The organism is Polynucleobacter sp. es-MAR-4 (assembly GCF_018882055.1).
Classification (GTDB): domain Bacteria; phylum Pseudomonadota; class Gammaproteobacteria; order Burkholderiales; family Burkholderiaceae; genus Polynucleobacter.
In genome coordinates, this window is record NZ_JACVPF010000001.1 from 16,091 (window position 1) to 34,822 (window position 18,732).

Annotated in this window: 12 protein-coding genes; 6 read left to right on the forward strand and 6 right to left on the reverse strand. The window is 44.2% G+C overall.

Annotated elements, in window-relative coordinates:
* Positions 1 to 1,016 precede the first annotated feature (1,016 nt).
* Positions 1,017 to 1,670 (reverse strand): oxygen-insensitive NAD(P)H nitroreductase, encoded by a 654-nt coding sequence (gene nfsB / locus ICN16_RS00085; RefSeq protein ID WP_216133028.1) that lies wholly within the window; start codon positions 1,668 to 1,670, stop codon positions 1,017 to 1,019.
* A gap of 27 nt (positions 1,671 to 1,697) precedes the next feature.
* A complete protein-coding gene (locus tag ICN16_RS00090) occupies positions 1,698 to 2,792 on the reverse strand; it encodes an alkene reductase (RefSeq protein WP_216133029.1) in 1,095 nt (364 codons plus the stop codon).
* A 233-nt stretch (positions 2,793 to 3,025) separates the two neighbouring features.
* Here ICN16_RS00090 and ICN16_RS00095 point away from each other — a divergent pair, with 233 nt between their 5' ends.
* From ICN16_RS00095 to ICN16_RS00120, 6 genes are all read left to right on the forward strand, one after another.
* The gene (locus ICN16_RS00095) at positions 3,026 to 3,883 is read left to right on the forward strand and encodes a DUF535 family protein (RefSeq protein ID WP_216133030.1); all 858 of its coding nucleotides are present in this window, start codon (positions 3,026 to 3,028) and stop codon (positions 3,881 to 3,883) included.
* 401 nt (positions 3,884 to 4,284) lie between these two features.
* Positions 4,285 to 4,497, forward strand: a complete 213-nt coding sequence (locus ICN16_RS00100) for a tautomerase family protein (RefSeq protein ID WP_216135521.1) — start codon at positions 4,285 to 4,287, stop codon at positions 4,495 to 4,497.
* 481 nt (positions 4,498 to 4,978) lie between these two features.
* The gene (locus ICN16_RS00105) at positions 4,979 to 6,451 is read left to right on the forward strand and encodes a sensor histidine kinase (RefSeq protein WP_216133031.1); all 1,473 of its coding nucleotides are present in this window, start codon (positions 4,979 to 4,981) and stop codon (positions 6,449 to 6,451) included.
* A gap of 85 nt (positions 6,452 to 6,536) precedes the next feature.
* Positions 6,537 to 7,163 (forward strand): response regulator transcription factor, encoded by a 627-nt coding sequence (locus ICN16_RS00110; RefSeq protein WP_216133032.1) that lies wholly within the window; start codon positions 6,537 to 6,539, stop codon positions 7,161 to 7,163.
* An 8-nt stretch (positions 7,164 to 7,171) separates the two neighbouring features.
* Positions 7,172 to 8,908, forward strand: coding sequence for a ShlB/FhaC/HecB family hemolysin secretion/activation protein (locus ICN16_RS00115; RefSeq protein ID WP_216133033.1), 1,737 nt, complete (start codon positions 7,172 to 7,174; stop codon positions 8,906 to 8,908).
* Between the two features lie 156 nt (positions 8,909 to 9,064).
* Entirely contained in the window at positions 9,065 to 16,111 is a 7,047-nt protein-coding gene (locus ICN16_RS00120) for a YDG domain-containing protein (RefSeq protein WP_216133034.1), read from the forward strand.
* Between the two features lie 85 nt (positions 16,112 to 16,196).
* Here ICN16_RS00120 and ICN16_RS00125 read toward each other — a convergent pair whose 3' ends face one another.
* Genes ICN16_RS00125 through ICN16_RS00135 form a run of 4 tightly spaced genes read right to left on the reverse strand, consistent with a single transcriptional unit; the run spans position 16,197 to position 18,123 of the window.
* Positions 16,197 to 16,925: a cytochrome c biogenesis CcdA family protein gene (locus ICN16_RS00125; RefSeq protein WP_216133035.1), complete on the reverse strand. Its 729-nt coding sequence runs from the start codon at positions 16,923 to 16,925 to the stop codon at positions 16,197 to 16,199.
* Positions 16,925 to 17,305, reverse strand: coding sequence for a thioredoxin family protein (locus ICN16_RS00130; RefSeq protein ID WP_216133036.1), 381 nt, complete (start codon positions 17,303 to 17,305; stop codon positions 16,925 to 16,927). Before ICN16_RS00130 ends, ICN16_RS00125 begins: the two co-directional genes overlap by 1 nt.
* 60 nt (positions 17,306 to 17,365) lie before the next feature.
* Positions 17,366 to 17,602: a zf-HC2 domain-containing protein gene (locus ICN16_RS09910; protein ID WP_370625586.1), complete on the reverse strand. Its 237-nt coding sequence runs from the start codon at positions 17,600 to 17,602 to the stop codon at positions 17,366 to 17,368.
* Positions 17,566 to 18,123, reverse strand: a complete 558-nt coding sequence (locus ICN16_RS00135; protein WP_216135523.1) for a sigma-70 family RNA polymerase sigma factor — start codon at positions 18,121 to 18,123, stop codon at positions 17,566 to 17,568. Before ICN16_RS00135 ends, ICN16_RS09910 begins: the two co-directional genes overlap by 37 nt.
* Positions 18,124 to 18,732: the final 609 nt, after the last annotated feature.

Here is an 18,732-nt window from a genome sequence, read left to right on the forward strand (position 1 = left end):
GGCATCAAATCAACAGCTATATCAAGCATTTTCTCAAGCATATGAGTTGGTTTTGACGGCTATCGGAGTTGGCCGCCTCAAATCCATTGAGTTATTCGAGGCCCCGTAGAGGTGTTTGTTGGATATTGCTTTAATGGCCCTGCCAATTGAATTCCCCGTAGCCGCTGAGACATCGCCATGCGGGGCATGAAAGCACAAATCATCCGATGGGACATTATAAAAAGGCTTGAAAACCGCATTATGTTTGAGAGGTTTAATCACTTGCTATGTGTAATTGGGTATTAAGATTGACCAATCGTAACAACAAACTATTCGCACTTACACCCCCTATTTGCGGGGCTTGCTAAGCACAGAAGTCACGCTAAATTGAACTAGATTTTAATGGCGATTCTTTTTGGTCTTGGTGTATGCGATTCTCCCATCAGAAATGGTGAGGGGATTAAATAAAAGAAACAAAATCGCTATTTGTCGGTCTTTATAGAATTTCGTCTGAAAAATTTACGGTATAGACAAAGTCCTTGTAGACACCATATCGGGAATACTCCATTCTTAGATAAATATCGAAAGCGGTGTTGATTTTGCATGCAGGGATTTCTAAAGCCCATTGGAGGCTATCTATGTAAAGACTATTTCTGCTATCGGTTGCCGGTAGCAACTTATATAAAAAGGGATGGTAATCCAGTTATTTCATGGGAGATGAATCTTGTATAAAAATTAATCTTTAAACATCAGCACGTAAATAGTTTTTTCTTTAATAAAATATTGTGACCGCATTGGCTATAAAGGCGGGTTGCGGACCAATGAAAGTGCCTTGCATCTACCTATGCGCTACTAACTGATAGCGGTGCCATTTGAAAACTTAGATGTCTGGGTGGGAAAAGTGGCTTCTCTGGCACCCTGAAGGTAAATATTGTTTTCCCTAGTCATGGCCTCTCACCGGTCACGAGCAGTGCTGTTTCTAGTCTTAGGTGACTCTGCTTTGTAGTTATTTATAAGTCACCCTATCTAATCCTTACTTAAATCTCTGAAAATATCGCGTTTTCAGGTAAGCGAGATTTGGGTGTTTTAGCATTAAAATCTTCACTTGCGCGATAGCCTAAGGCAACCACCACCACGCTACACAAATTTTTGCTTGACAAGTTGAGCTCACCATCCAAAATAGCCGCATCAAAACCCTCCATTGGGCACGCATCAATACCGAGCGTGCCCGCACCTAGTAACAAGGTCCCAAGTGCTAGATATACCTGTTTCTCAATCCAGGCAGAGATGCCAGCATCGGATTGGCGGTTTAGACCAACAAAAAAGCGACGCCCATTATCTTGTCCTTGGCGCGTCTGATCGTTTGGAAAACGTCCATCTTGCTGCTCTTGAGCAAGCAGTGTTTCAAGGTAATCTTCATCAATATTCTTACGCGCGCAAAAAACTAGAATATGTGAAGCGTTTTTCACCTTGGCTTCATTGAAGGAGAAGGAGCCTGATGTAGCTTTGGCAATCCGAGCTTTACCAGCATCATCGTTGGCAATAATAAAGTGCCAAGGTTGTGAGTTAACCGATGATGGTGCATAACGCAAAAGCTCTCGTAGTTGCTCAATAAGTTCTGGCGCAATTTTAAGGGTGCTATCAAAAGATTTGGTGGTGTAGCGTGCTTTTGCAACGTCTGTAATTTTCATCGTAACCTTTTTTTGAAATAAATAAAATTAACTTAGGGAAGGGTAGTCGATATAACCTTGTGCATTGCCTCCAAATAGTGTGCTGGGGTCAAATTCGGCTAAGGGGGCATTGAGCATAAAGCGTTTGGGCAGGTCAGGGTTGGCGATAAATGGCCGCCCAAAAGCCACTAGATCTACTAAGCCACCAGCCAATATAGCCTCTGCTCGAGCGGCAGAATAGTTGCCTGCCACCATGATTTTTCCCTGATAAGTTTGACGTAATTTTTGCCTGAACCCGTCGTCAATTTGCGGCGCATCATCCCAATCAGCCTCGGCTAAATGAATATATGCTACCTGCATAGCTTCTAGTCGCTCCGCCAATGCAAGAGTGGCAGTAATAATGTCGGGACAATTCATGTTTCGCTGCGTAATGAAGGGGGCTATCCGAATACCGGTTCGCGCCGCACCAATCTCAGTTACAACTGCGGATGCTACATCACAGGCAAAGCGAATGCGATTTTCTAAAGTTCCGCCGTACTCATCTGTCCGATGGTTGGAGGTAGTACGCAAAAACTGATCAATTAAATAGCCATTCCCACCATGAATTTCAACGCCATCAAAACCTGCGCGCATGGCATTTGCTGCGCCATGACGAAAGTCGGCGATTACATTCTGAATATCTATTGCGCTCAGGGCACGTGGTACTGGGCATTCAAGCATACGACCAATGCCGTCAGAGCCTACCACCCAAACCTGAGCATTGGGTGCGAGAGCTGAGGGTGCAACGGGCATGCCATCGGTATGAAAGCTAGGATGAGACATGCGGCCCACATGCCAAAGCTGCAACACAATTCGCCCGCCCGCATCGTGTACTTCTTGCGTAACTCTGCGCCAGCCTTGAACCTGAGCTTCACTATAAATGCCGGGCGTAAAGCTATAGCCTTGGCCCTGCTGGGAAATTTGCGTGGCCTCGGTAATGATTAGGCCGGCACTTGCCCTTTGTGCATAGTAGGTGGCCATCTCAATGCTTGGGATGTCGCCTGGTTGAGCGGTGCGTGCCCTTGTCATCGGGGCCATAACAACTCGATTTGGTAGACGCATTAATCCTAGCGAGATAGATTCAAATAGATTGTTGGATGGCATTTTGCTAACTCTGTTTTTAATTTTGATTCTGATTCCGGTTAGTGTTGCACATCAGAGCAAAGTATCAAATAGTGGTTTTCGATATCCCGTATTTTAGGGATAGCTGTGAATCTAGTCGGCGGGTTTAATGATGAAATATCAAAATCAGGTGATTCATTTATGTGTAACGCAAACTTACTTAATTATTAATTTATTGAAGCCCATTAATTGGTGTTTATGCCACTTAATAAAAGATGGATAAGTCGATTTTTCTTGGGCATTCAATGCCCATACCAGTTAATATGCCCTTTCGAGCCTCACAAAGAACTGCCCTCAAAATTTTAGCTAAGCCCCATTTGGTAATGAGAGCAAGAAGATGCTTGCAAGCAGAATCTCTTCAGTCAATAAAAAATAACTACAAATTTCATTATTTAAGAATTACTAAAAGGAATATCAATTTTATAAATGGCTCGATGAACTTGAGGGAGAAAATTTATAGCTTTCATTACACCATCTTGTCCAAAATATTTAATAAGGGCTTTGTAGATTTAATTTGCCATGAAGGTGCGGTTCTTTGGCGGTCTTATGCCAACCCTGAATTGGCGATTTACTTAAAACAAGGGCATAAAGAATTTAGAGATGGTGAAATAGAGTTGCAGTTTAAGCATGCATCTAAAGTGATCTATTGCATGGGGTTCACTTTAGTCCCAAAGAATGTTTTGCACGCAGGAAGCGATAGTGGTGTATTAATTACAAGGGTTCAAGGTTCGACTGGCTATTTAGATTTTTTGAAATCTATCAAAAATGACATTGCGGATGTTGGTGTAAATCACTTGCTTTTTGCTGCGATGAGGGGCTTATCGGCTTACATGGGATTTCAATCTATTTTTGGGGTCAGAGCAAAATTTCAGTCTTACTATATACCAAGCCGATTTGATAGATTTAACAATACGTATGATAATTTTTGGCAAGCGCTCCAAGCCACAAAAGTCTCTGGTGCTTTTTACCGGCTACCGACTCCATATATAGACAAAGATATTTCGAAGATCTCACAACGTCACAGAAGTAGAGTGCGAAAGAAGCGTCAGCTTAAGATGCCATTGTTAATTTGACCTTTTCCAAGCTAATTCAGTTGAATCCTGATACATCAAACAGGTCTTCACACCCTTGGTTTGCAACGCAGCATCAGGATGATTTCTCGCCTGAATTATGAAATTATTTAATTGCGACTGCTAAGAGATTGGCTTAATTCCATCCATTCTAAAAGTTTTTTGGAGGTTGCTAAGAATGGGGTTGGGAAAGTTGAATCGTCGAATAAGGGTGTGTCGGAAATTATTTCCAAGAATGTAGCAATTAAATGATGTCTAAAATTAAGATTTACGGACTTAAAGGGGTTCTAAAAAGATATCAAACCCACCTATCTTCTGTAATTCATTGGGCGGCAGTAGAGATCTTGACTTATCCAGTTGATAGGAAATTTCATCGCTTTATTGGTTAAGAGTAATTTGATTTTATCTCCTCCCTTTTTTATCGAAGATCACGCTGCGCCATCATCGAAATTTCAATTTTTGAAGGCAGATCTGTTGGATTCAAGAGGCTGCTTATTAAATTACTATTTCAATGTATGGAGCAAGAAGTTGGCATAGCCCTGCAAGATGTTGAAATCGTCATCTTCGAAACCCAAAAATATAATCATGGGGTTTGGGATGATGTGGTGATGGGTTGACTCTGGGTTATGGGGTTATCGTTTAGGTGGCTCAACGACTATTCTTATTGAGGCTGCTTGCAGCCCATGAAAAGGCAATAAATTAAGCCTTATTTTCGCTGGATGCAAAATGAATGTGCTCAAAAATACCCCTGTTATTTCTGACCCGATTACAAATTACCTTTGTAATAATTTGAAAATAACGCTGTAAAAATGTAGGCAACCATCTTTTCATGAGAAATTTCCTTTGGAATTCACAGCTGTCATTGGATTTTTTGCTTGCCAATCTTCTATACAATCAAACGGGTCGGTATTGGATTTGCTTTATCTGAATTGAGTTATGAGTCACCAATAAAAAGCAGTAATTTGCCAACCAGTACGATAATGTGACCGAGCTAAATGCCTTAAGGTCTTGTTTGGCTAGTAAGCATTCTCTTCTGTTGCCTTAATAAATGACTAAAAAGGACTGCTATTTAATCGATTTGATGAAGGCGAATATTAAATGGAACAAATCAATCAGCTGATTTTTATTGTCTATGCATTGGTGCTTTTGGGGATTTTGACTAGCACCCTAGGGCAAGATAACGCTTCTAGCCCATTGATAGCTGGTGGCTATTGGTCCAGCTCTTTGTTGTTGCGGGCTAGCTCCTTATTTACTTGGGCAGCATTGCCTATTTTTGGAGAATTTTTGCTCGATGTTGCCAATGGCGCATACCTTGCCTCGAGCGTTACTCTTTGCCTCTTATTTCGCTCTTGGAATGCCAAGATCAATGCTCGGCTGTTGGTGTTCTTGATGCTATGCTGGATTTTTGTGATGGTTGCGTTTCATTTTTTGCGATTACAGCCGGATAGCTTTGCTCAACGCGTGATGTTAGTGACTATCCCGATTATCCTTTTGGAATCTTGGCAAATATATGAACTTGTAAGGCAGCTCAGAAGTGATAAGTCTTTTACGCTGAGGATCTTAATTGTTTCGGTGTTTTTGCAAGCTGTGCTCGCATTTTTAAGAATGTCTGTGACATGGTTTAATCATGATGATTCAGTTGCAAATATTTTGCAGCAAAAATCTTCAATTGCGTTTATGTTTATTGCGAACATGAGTGCGAACTTGCTTTGTTATGTCATGGTAAGTAGTCTTCTATTTCAAAAGCTCTGGAAGTCCGCCTCTAATTCTCTCAATGAGATACTGCAAAAGACGCGTGATCTAAAGTCCGCCCAACAAGAAAAAGAAGAGATGGAGGAGTTAAATAGCGCTCTAGAGGTGCTCCTCGCTGAAAAGAACCAATTTGTCAAAAAGTTAACAATGTCTGAGAAGCTCAGCAATATGGGCACCATGGTGAGCTCATTGGCCCATGAAATTAATCAACCACTTGGCGCTATTCGCCTCAATACCGATTTCTTGGAGCAGCGTCTTATGAAAAACGGTGATCTTGTGCGTTATCAGGATATCTTGAGTCGCATTCAACATGATGGTGAGCGGGCAGCCAATACCATTACTAAGTTGCGCCATTTTTTTTACTCTGGTAGCGGCGAGTTTGAGTTGTTTAATTTGAGTGTTTTGATTAAGGATGTCGTAGCAATCGCCTCACCCGAGGCTAATTCCCGTAAAGTCTCTCTGATTGCCGATGTTCCCAAAGACGCTATGGTTAATGGCGACCCCAGTCAGTTGCAAATGGTGATTCTCAATTTGCTTAATAACGCCATGGAGGCCCTGCGAGCCAATTCTGGCGAAAAAATCGTTCATATCAGACTGAGTCGCTTATCTCAGTCGACCGAGGTCGAGGTGATTGATAATGGCCCGGGGGTGGCAAACGTAGTGCAACTATTTGAGCTCTTTAATACCACCAAGGAGTCTGGCATGGGAGTGGGTTTATGGTTAAGCCGCTCTATCATGGAGCTTCATGGGGGCAATATTACCGTTGTTAATCCAGGCGAGGCGGGAGCTATTTTTAAACTACGCTTCCCAAACCCTTAATTTCTTATTATAAATCATGGGGTTATCTCCAAACTGGTGATACTATTATTTTTACCTGCGTTGGTAAACTGCTTGGGATCTATTTATGCAGCCTGTAAGTGGTAATTTGTATTTGATTGACGATGATCATTCAATGCGTAATTCACTCTCTCATATGTTGAGGGAGAATGGTTACATGGTGCAAGATTTTGGTAGCGCCCATGATTTTCTGAATCGCTCGACCCCAATGTCTCCTGCTGCTATTTTATTGGATATGCAAATGCCTGATATGACGGGGGTAGAGCTGCAGGAGCGCTTAATTACAATGGAGCGCTTCACGCCGATTGTCTTTATTAGCGGCCAAAGCCATCCACAGCAAATTGTCGATGGCTTGAAAAATGGTGCTATCGACTTCCTATTAAAGCCTTTTGGCTTAAAACAATTGCTTGAATCAATTAATCGCGCAATCAAGCTGGATGACAGCCTAACCCAAAGGCTGGCAAGTGGTACACAAGCGATTAACAGTTTTAAATCGCTCACACCGCGAGAGCGTGAGGTATGCGATTGGCTGGTTAAGGGGCTGCAAAGCAAGGATGTTGCGCAAAAACTGGGCGTTGCACCTCGCACAGTGAAGATTCAAAAAGCAAAGATGATGAAGAAGATGGGGGTATCATCAGTTCAGGAGCTTGCAACGCTTTATGTAAAAAATCAATTAGATCAATGTAGTAAGTAGGTATTTTTATGAAGAGATTAAAACTCGCTAATCCCCGCCGTTTGTCGGTAAATATGATTCTGAGTGCAACCCTTGCATTGATGGCCGGCTCAACATTTGGCCAGGAAACCCCGAATGCTGGAGCTTTGCAGCGCGAATTGGAGCTCCAGTTAGAGCGCTCACAGCCTGCACCCCAGGCCCAACCTAAGAAGTCGCCTGTGCCACGTAAAGCAAAGCCGGATGAGCAAACACTTGATATTAAAGGCTTTCGCTTCATGGGTAATACCTTATTAAGTGATGACCAGCTCCAAGCGGTGGTAAAGCCTTGGGTAGGAAAAGCCATCCCCTTTAGCGTGTTAAATGACGTGACTGCCGCCATTCAGAATTATTACTTCACCAAGGGTCGCATAGCTCAAGTAAGCGTGCCACCGCAGGAGGTAAAAGATGGCATTGTTGAGCTCAGGATTACTGAAGGCAAGATGGGTAAGGTCAGTGTTATTCAACTCAACCCTGACAAGCCGGCACGATTTTCAGTGGAGCGTGCCAAGCTCTTTTTAAGCAAGGGTAATAATGGCGGACAGTTCATTGATACCAAGGCGCTTGAGCGTGGCACGTTGCTTCTCAATGAGGCTTCCGGAATTCGTACCTCAGGTGGTTTTGAGGCCGGAAGCGATTCAGGAACAAGCGATTACGTTGCTCAAATTGCAGAAACCCCTTTTTTTACCGGTCAGTTAGCTGCATCTAACTATGGCTCCCCTAGCACGGGGACTGCACAAGCCATTGCCAGCCTAAGTTTTAATAACCTTTCCGGCCTGGGTGATCAAGTGGCCTTAGACGTCGTGCAGACCTTGGGCTCAGGCTATGTTCAGGGGGCTTACAATATCCCTGTGGGCTCTGATGGTTGGAAGGCGGGGGTGCAGGCTTCTTATTTGCAGTACAAAACACTTCCCAGTTGGAATTCCATTCAAAGCCAGGGTTATGCCAACACCTTTAATGCCAATACGAGCTATGCACTGCAACGCAGTCAAACTGCCAATGCCAACCTTCGCTTTGCAGTTGAAAATCGCTACTACAATAATACGCAGGGCGCAGTCACGATTAGCGACTATTTAATCAATGCCGTTACTATTGGACTCAATGGTAATTGGGCGTACTCGAATTCCAGTGTTGTGAACTATGGCGCAACATTGACCTCAGGTCATCTGGGCATCAGTAATTTGACTCAAGCCGGACAAGACACAACAGGTCCAGGCACTGCCGGTTCTTATCAAAAATTGAGCTTTAACTTATCACATAACCAAGATTTAGAATTTCTGCCCAATACGAGCTGGCTCAACTCGGTTTACGGGCAAATCGCAAATAAAAATCTCAATAGTTCTGAGCAACTCTATATGGGTGGCCCCTATGGTGTTCGAGCATATCCAGTTGCTCAGGGTGGGGGATCTCAAGGTGCGATTTTTAGTTCTGAACTTAATCACCGCATCAATCAAAATTGGCAGGCAGGAGTGTTTGCTGATCTAGGTATTGTTCAGCAGTACGTTAATTTGTACCCCGATTGGCAGGGACAAACAAATGCAAATAACAACTATCAGCTTGGCGATGCGGGGCTGACAGTGAAGTATGCGTATGACACCTTTTTTATTACCGCAGTGGCGGCATATCGCATAGGAAATAACCCGCTATATACCAATTCCGGACAACAGCTTAATGCTGATAATTCCTACAAATCTGTGCAAGGTTGGATTCGGGGAGGTTGGGCGTTTTAGGGTTTGAAAAGCATCTCCGGAAAATAAAAAGCCTAAGTCCTTGATTTAGGCTTTTTTTCACCATTAAATTTGCGCAGATAGTCCCTAGGGACTAGTGGAATACGCTCATTCAAAAATTAGACTGTCACTTGTCTTACGCAATAACAAAAAGTGATAGTGATTAAGCCATATTTCAATCCGCCGGTTTGTGATGTATCTTCTGCGGCTTTCCCAAAGGGGAAGGCCGCAGATCTGCGCTTGAAAAAAATCTTCTTCGCACTTCTCTCTAGTTCATCACTGTGCGTAGCAACTAATTTACTCGCTGAGCCGTTGGCAAGCAATGCATTGCCAACGGGCGGACAGGTTGCGGCAGGAGCTGCAACGATAAATCAAGTCGGTAATACGATGAATATTAATCAAAGCACTCAACGTGCTGTGATTAATTGGCAAAGCTTTAATGTCGGCAAGGATGCGACAGTAAACTTTAATCAGCCTAATAGTAATGCTTCTACATTAAATCGCGTTAATAGCGCCACCCAATCAATGATTAATGGCGCAGTAAATGCCAATGGTCATGTGATATTTGTTAATCCGAATGGTGTTATTTTCGGAAAAGGCGCGGAAATTAATACTGGTGGTATTACTGCAACCACAATGAATATCTCTGATAGAGATTATATGGATGGTAAAGGTAATTATTCTGGTAATGGTACTGGTAGAGTGATTAATAAAGGTCGCATTACTATTAATTCTGTTGATGGTTATATTGCCTTAATGGCGCCTGAAGTAAAAAATGAGGGTGTATTAATCGCTACGATGAGTGGCAATAATGCAATCGCATTAGTTTCCGGCGAAAAAGTGACGCTAACTTTCTCCGGAAGCCAGTTAATTAATGTCAACGTAGATGCTTCTGCAGTTAAATCATTGATCGATAATAAGCGTTTAATCAAAACGGATGGCGGTCAAATTATTATTGCCGCTAATTCAGCATCTGATTTGAGAGCATCCATCATTAATAATACGGGTACGATTAGCGCTACTGGGATGGATAAGTCCGGCGGCAAAGTGGTGTTAACTGGCGGTACGATTAATCAAAGTAGCATTATTGCTGCTGATGGGGTACAAAGCGCCCCTTTAGCAGCGGCCAATGTAGCTGCTGGCTCCGCAGTTAACGCCTCGGCAGCCCCAAAAACAACATCGACTCCAGTTGGTGGGCAGGTTAACCTAGTTGGTAATGTCATTAATTTAGGCGGTCAATCACAAACTACGGCTATCGGGGTAGCAGGTGGTGGGCAAGTGGTTATTGGCGCTAAGGCAGAATCGGTTAGTAATGGTCAGAAATTGGCCGCCAAGGATGCTCAAAGCGCCTCAATGGCAAGCATCGTAAACATCGCTGCAGGCGCTTTAATTGATGTTTCCGCCCAAAAAACAGGCAATGGTGGCATGATCAGCATTTGGTCATTGCTTAAAACCACAGTTGGTGGAGTGCTAAATAGCTTAGGCGGGGCTATTTCTGGCAATGGCGGCTTTATTGAAACGAGCTCAGTTGGGCAAGTGGTGCTCGATTCCTCTCTTAAGATCAATGCTTCTGCGGCCAGCGGAAAAGCAGGGCGCTGGTTATTAGATCCTATATCACTCACCATTGATAGCGTAGGAGCAAATGTTATTAGCAATGCGCTGTCGACAACTAACGTCACATTAGATGTCACAGGGGCAGCTTGCCCTGGATATGGATCTTGCACCAATAGCACCCAAGGGCAGTTAACCTTCTTATTAGGTGCTGATATTTATTCGGCCAATGCATTAACTAGCCTTTCTATTATTGCTAATGATGGCATTATTAATGTAAATAATAATATTACTGCTGGTAATGTATATATGGTGGCCCAAGCAATTAATATGAATGGTTCAATTAATACTAATGGCGGTGAGAATTCACAAATATATTTAGTGGGCGCTGCGATTAACATTTTGGGATCAATTAGATCTAATGGCCGTAGTAATAATTCTGGAAATGCTAATAAATCACTTGATGCTAATTTAGTAACCGCTCGTCGTAATAATGGTATTAATGGCGGATTAAATTCTGATGCAAATACTTATGAAACTAATGGTGGCAATATTTGGATATTTGCTACTGGAAATATTGCTATTGGTTCTAACTCTGCAATTGTCGCCAATGGTATTAATGGTGGAAATATCACCATTGCTTCACGTGAGGGCGCCGTTAATGTAAACGGTATTATTGATGCGGTAGGTAAGGGTAATGGCGGAATAGGTGGCAAAATTATTGTTTCAGGTAAAACCCATACCGACCTTATTGGCGCATTAATTAGCGCTGATGGCTTAACTCGAGGTGGCTTAGTTTCTATTGGTTTGACCAATGCAAATGGCAGAGGCTCCATATTGACGCCTCCTGCAATGGCGCCTCCATCGACTGCCTCCCCAGCATTCATCACTTCTTTTAATCAAGTGTTTTCAAATGGCTTTACCGTAATATCCTTAGCAGTCAACCTCGATTCCACCCGAATCTCTGCTTCAGCAAATGCCTCTTCGGCAGCCCCTCAGGCTAGCAGTAGCCCTCAATACGGCGGTACAGTTCACATCCTTGGCGACGCCATTGTTCTCACTGGAACCACTCAAATCCAAGCAACGGGCACCAACGGCGGCGGCACAATTTTAGTCGGTGGTGACTGGCAAAATAGCAATGGTGTTTATCAGGCAACCAAAGTAAGCATGTTCTCTGGCGTCAGCATTGATGCTAGCGCAACCCAAAATGGTAATGGCGGCAAAGTAGTGCTTTGGTCGGATATTAGGAATTCGAGCTCCTACACTACGGTCAAGGGCTCGATTAAATCTAACGGCGGAACCGATGGCGGTAATGGTGGTCAGATTGAAACTTCGGGCTATCACTTAATAGTTGATGGTGGTTTTGTGAGCGCGGAGGCGCCACGTGGAAGAGCTGGTAATTGGTTACTCGATCCATACGACTACACGTTGAACTCATTTTCGTTCGGCACAACTAATGTCACGATCGACACAGTAGGTAATTCAAGCTGCCCAAGTGGTATCTCTGGCTGCAGCTCATCTGGAACAGTCGGTAACATTAATATCAACGGGACTGTGACCGGCGCTGGCGGCAATCTTACGTTAATTGCTGCCGGTGGCGTTCAGGGTTCTGGAAATATTTCTATGACACGCGGCACCCTTACCATTGAGCAAGCAGGCAACACCACGTACTCAGGTGTGATTTCTGGTGAAGTTGCTTTTGTGAAGAGGGGTCTAGGAACACTTACCCTATCGCGCGCAAATACCTATTCGGGTACCACATTAGTTTCAGGTGGCACCTTGATGATAACGGGCTCCATTAATACTTCTAGTGCGGAGATTGCTGAAAACGCGACCCTGAAATACTACACCTCATCGTCTGCGGCAACTGTCATAGTTTCACATGCACTCACAGGCGCAGGCTCTTTGGTGATCTCTGGTTCAAATAAGCCCTCATGTGTAGCTTGTAGCTATTACGCATACACTGGTGTGTCGACTGGCTTTACAGGCAATATTTCGACTGAGGGTGTACGCCTTGTGCTCTCTCAGACAGTTGGTTCCGGATCTATACTTCCACGCATAAATGTGGGCAGCAATAGTCAACTCTATGTATCCTCGGGGACAGTAGCCAACCCAGTGACAGTCAATAGCGCGGGCTGGACTGAATGGAGCGGCAATCTTGGCGCCATCAGACTAGAGGGGGGCAGCACCCTTTCCGGAGCAATTACTTTGGGTGGCGATACTAACGTTAATGTTCATGGTCCTTCGACGGGTACTATTTCGGGCAATATAAGCGGGAATTATCGGTTAATCGTGACGAGCACATATTTGGGCGGGGGTGTAACCACGCTTTCTGGAAACAATACCAACTCGATTACCGAAGTTTCTAGCGGCACACTCTTTGTTACTGGATCGCTCGCGAACACGTCGTCTATTGTTCAAACTGGCACTGGCATATTTAGGGTAGGTGCGAACATTTCTGTTTCATCTATAAGTGGCAACATTAGCATTGACGCGAATCGGACGCTTACGCTTGTGAATAATTCTGATGTCACATATAGCGGGGTGCTCACGGGTGCAGGTAATTTCACCAAGTCTGGAAGTGGGATCTTAACCCTATCGGCCATCAACGCCTACACCGGGATAACAACAATTTCAGCCGGTATCCTCAAGTTGGGCGTATCAGACCCATTCTCTGGTGCAGGCTCCAAAATTATAGTCAGTAGTGGTGCAACCTTAGATCTTAATGGTGGAAGCATTGATAATGCTGTAGATGTCCAAGGGATTGGGTTCACGCCTGCAGCAACTTTGGCAGTACCAAGACCATTACCAATCGGCGCTTTAATGAGCTCATCTAGTACGGGGTCTGTTTCTGGCGTTGTTACTATCGTTGGCGATATATTTATTGGTGGTAGCATTACTATCAGTGGTAAGGTTTTGGCTGGCAATAACCAAATTGGATTGATTGGTGCCGGTAATTACTCCTTTGCTAATGCTGACAATGAAATCGCCACTATTGCCGCATATAACATTGCTTCAACTAGCTTGTCTGATAGAGGTGTGGGCAGCATCATTCTTGTCAGCAAGTCAAATATGGCGCTCGGGTCGATCACTATTAATGGCGTTACATATGAGGGCATTACATCTGTTGGTAACGTTGTTCTCAAGACGGCTGGCTCATTTACGATACCTACAAATAAATCGATTATTAGCACTACTGGTGGTATAGCAATCACAACATCTCGGTTTGTGAATAATCAGGGTGCCACTGGCCTATCGGCCAACACAAACTGGACCGTGTTGAGCACCAACACTAATCCTTTTTCTGGGTCAGTGAGTGATGTTGTTGGCGGCCTTGCATTTGACTACAAGCAATATAACGTGACATCAGCCAATTGGGCTGGCAACTCTCCTACCGGCCCCCATGATGGAAATGGCTTGCTTTATAGCTTCGCACCAACTATCAATGTCAGACTTGGAACTTCGGCAAATGCGATCACTAAGGTCTATGACGGCAATACTACTAGCCCAACCTTAGTTAGAGACCATTACTCTTATAGCGCAATGGGGGTTGATGGTGATAAGTCACTTGTAATTAATATAGCAACTAGCGGTACCTATAACGATGCCAATGTTTTAGGGGCTAAAACGATTGCCGTAAGCGGTATCACTTATGCATCTGGCCTGTCTAGTAACGATAAGCCAGTTTATGGATATGTAATTGCAGATAGCAGTGGCACTATTCCAGCAGTAGCTGGCACCTTAACTGGTGAAGCCAACATTACGCCTAAAGCGATCACGGTCTCTGGGGTAGTGGCCAACAATAGAGCCTATGACGGTACGCGCGATGCCACAGTGAATGCCGGCGGCGCAGTCTTTAACGGTCTCATTAGCGGACAAAAGATTGCCTTAACACCAAGTGCTGCCTTGTTTGCAGATGCTAATGCGGGCAACAACAAGGGTGTGACCTACACGAGCGCTTACGCGTATAGCGATGGCGCGCTCGCGGGTAACTACACCATTACCGATGCGGTACTGACTGCCAACATTACGCCTAAAGCGATCACGGTCTCTGGGGTAGTGGCCAACAATAGAGCCTATGACGGTACGCGCGATGCCACAGTGAATGCCGGCGGCGCAGTCTTTAACGGTCTCATTAGCGGACAAAAGATTGCCTTAACACCAAGTGCTGCCTTGTTTGCAGATGCTAATGCGGGCAACAACAAGGGTGTGACCTACACGAGCGCTTACGCGTATAGCGATGGCGCGCTCGCGGGTAACTACACCATTACCGATGCGGTACTGACTGCCAACATTACGCCTAAAGCGATCACGGTCTCTGGGGTAGTGGCCAACAATAGAGCCTATGACGGTACGCGCGATGCCACAGTGAATGCCGGCGGCGCAGTCTTTAACGGTCTCATTAGCGGACAAAAGATTGCCTTAACACCAAGTGCTGCCTTGTTTGCAGATGCTAATGCGGGCAACAACAAGGGTGTGACCTACACGAGCGCTTACGCGTATAGCGATGGCGCGCTCGCGGGTAACTACACCATTACCGATGCGGTACTGACTGCCAACATTACGCCAGCTACTTTGAGTTTGTCTGGTTTAAATGGAGTTAATAAAGTCTATGATGGAACAGTCAATTTGCCTGCAAGCAGCGCGGGCTATGGCTCACTGACTGGAAGGATCTATGGCATAGACAATGTCTTTATCAAAGGTAGGCCAATTTATGATTCTGCTGATGCGGGATCGCGCTCTATTTTGCTGGGGTCAGTGGCGCTTGCGGGGATAAATGCGGCTAACTATACTTTGGCCTGGACGAATGGTTCTGGCGCGATTGCAAAAGCCGTTCTCACCATAACTGCAAATGATGATTCCAAGCGCTATGGTCGACCTGATGCTGTTGGTTACAACGGGGTAAGTTACTCTGGCTTTGTGAATGGTGAAACGGCGGCGAAGGTATTAAGCCAAAGACCCCTTATTAAACGCTCAAACAGAGGAGTTAATGAGCTCGGAAGATACATGGGCGTATTGGAAGTTGATTTATTAAGTGCAGCAAACTATGTTATTAACCGGGTGGCTGGAAACTATGCAATTCTCCAGGCAGACCAATACCCAACTATTGCTGATAATACTTCTAATCCACGCGGCTCTTTGTCGGAGGCCGTGACTAAAGCTCCAGATGGAGTTAATGCAATAAATGCAGGGGTTATGGCGAGCACTTACATGACCCTGAGAGGCAATTTTGAGTTACGCTCTATTCCGCAATCTGGTACTAACACCTTGCCCGATATTTCGGGAGTGCAATCAAGTGCGCCGGAGGTTGGATATACAGATGGTGCTAGGGCTGTTAAACAGGAGACAGGTGTCCCTAGGGATCTTACCCGGAAAAATGCTGGTAGGCCTAGGTTTGATAATGTGATGAAGGTAAGCATTCCAAAATCTAGAGCTAAAAGCTTTGCTTTTGATCTACCTGAAGCGTTTTCAGGAAGGAGTGATGCAACTAACGCCGCGCCAACTGCAACCCAATTGAATGGTTCAGCGCTACCAAAATGGATTCGCTTTGATGCTGAAAATCTGCGTTTTATCGGCACTCCACCACCCGGTGAGTTAAACCTTAAAATTGAAGTGACAAATGGCGACAAAAAAATTATTGTTGAAATCAATTAAGTGATATTCCTAAATTTGAATCTCACTCCGGGGTTTTAAAAGAGTCCCAGGAAACTTGCCAGTAAGCTCTGCGGGTTAGTAAGATTTATAGGGATGTTGTTAACTCAGTCAGCCAAGCGGGTGAGATCTCCACTAAGAATGCTTCCATGCTTTTATCCCATCCAGCAAGTATCAAAATGCTGATTATTAGGAGGAACATGCCTAATATTTTCTTGCCGATGGAGCCGGCATTTGCTAGACGACCTCTTGCCTTATTGAGAACACTTCTTGAGACAAAGCCTAATATTGCTAAAGGCAAGCCAGCACCAAATCCAAAAACTCCCATCATTAACAAGATGCTACTGATATGGGCCCCTTGACTTGCTAGAGCGATCGCGGCACCCAAAGTCGGGCCGACACAGGGGCTCCAAATTAAGCCGAGTAAGAGGCCAATGACAAATTGGCCCGTTAATCCGTTAATTGTTATTTTCGATAGCAAGGAGTTGCCAAAGCCACCGACGCTTGAGATCGATTGAGTAAAATAATCTTGGAGTCTTTTTGATAAAAGAACAACACCCAAGACCCCCATAATGATCGCCGCAACAAATCGGAAGCCACCTTGAGTAATGCCAACGCTTGCACCGATGCTTGCTAGGGTAGTACCAATAATGGCAAAGGATAGGGCTAGACCAAAGGCAAGAGCTAAGGCGCCGAATCGATGTTGATTGAATGCCGTGGTCAGAATAATCGGAAGTATAGGGATAACACATGGGGAGAGCGTTGATAAGATGCCCGCCCCAAATGCTAGTAAATACGAAGCTAAACCAAACTCCATCAGAGAGATTTTTTCGCTAATGCATCAATAGAGGCAGCTTTTGTGTCTCCAACTGAACGGCCAACCTCTTTACCGCCTTTAAAGACAATAATCGTACTTTGATTTGCTACGTTAAATTTCTTAAGAACATCTTTTTGATCGTCAAAGCTGACTTGTAAGAAGGAAACCCCCTTAAATTCAGGAGACTTCATTAGAGGATTTAAGATGGCGTCCTGTGATTTGCAAGTTGGGCACCAATCCGCATGCACATGAACAATCGCAGGCTTACCAGCAGCTTGTAGAGTATCAAAATTGGCCTGGGTGAATTCTTGGCCCGCTGCAAATACAGAAACGGCCTGAAATGAAGCAAAAACTAACAATACCTTGATAAAAGACTTCATAAACAACTCCTTGGGGTTATTTGCACGAACTAACCATTAGTCGTTTGAGAAGGCAAAACCTTACAAAGAATCTTTAAATAAATGATCGGGGAAAATTTTGCATGCCTCATGAATGGTCTGCATCTGCTTTTGGAAACTTCGACAACCTCTACACATCGTCAAATGAAGTCCAAGGGCGAGGTTTTGCCTAGTAGAGAGAGGTTGCTCCACCCGCATACTCATTAACTCGGTTGCTGTTTGGCACGACAACATTTTGATCCCTATTTCCCTATGCCCAATCCACGCTTTTCGAGGCATATCCTCAAATGCATTCTTGCGCGGTGCATTATGACCCAGTAATTAGACGAAGTAATCTCTAATTCCTTACAAATTTCTTTTGATTCCATCCCTAGAAATTCCGCCATGGAGAAAATCCGAGCCAGTTTCTCAGGTAGGGTGGTCATGCAAACCTCGAAGATCTCCCAAAAACGCTTCTTCTCCAAGACTTCATCAGGATTGCCCCAGTTAGCAGGTCGATCTTCCTCGTTCCAATGGCCGCGCTTATTAAATAAACCTGAGAAATCATCCCCATCAAAATCATTGGGGGAAGAGGTCACTTTGCGTGACTCAACACGCAAATGATCAATGATCTTATTTTTTAAGATGGCGATGAGCCAAGTCTTTAATTCAGACTCACCTCTAAAGGTCTGCCCATTCTGAATGGCGGCCAGACAAACTTCTTGTACAGCATCATTTGCCATTGCCTCATTCCGCAATTGCAAAAGTGCAAATTTTCTGAGGATGGGAATTAGTGTTGGCAAGATTATCTCGATATTCATCAACTCAATCCAAAAAATAACAAAGCTATTTTGCGTCAGAATGTAAGGCAGATTTTTAAAAAATCGCCCTACTGCAAATGGCCCCTATAGGCCGAAGGCGGACCATCGACTCCCCAAGATAGGCTCTCTTTGGATCACAAAGGTCGGCGCCCTTAAATTCCCAATGGGCGATCCCTCTAAACCATTCTATAACTGGGGAAATCTATTGTCACCAGCGGTCACCACTACATTCCATATAACAAAAGGAAAAAGGGTTGCATTGCTGCAATCTCTTTGTATAACTGGTGGGTCGGGCGAGATTTTAGCTTGCGACCAGGGGAATAAAAGAAGTTTTTGGTATTTAAGATACCATACAAATCAATGGCCTAAAGGGTTAAAAAATGACTGTGCTATTGGCTATTGGTTTGATTTCATTAACGGTGCTCATCCTAGTCTTAAGAAATCCGTTTATCGGTGTGTCGCCTAGTTCTACCAAGGTTAAGCTTGCTTTATATAGGTGTTTGCACTATTTTAGTGTGTAAGAATCTTATTTATTGATGCCTCTTGTTTCTAAAGCACAAATTTGGTGCTAGTGTCTTTTAAATGGCTTTCTTGGAGATGTTAAAAAGA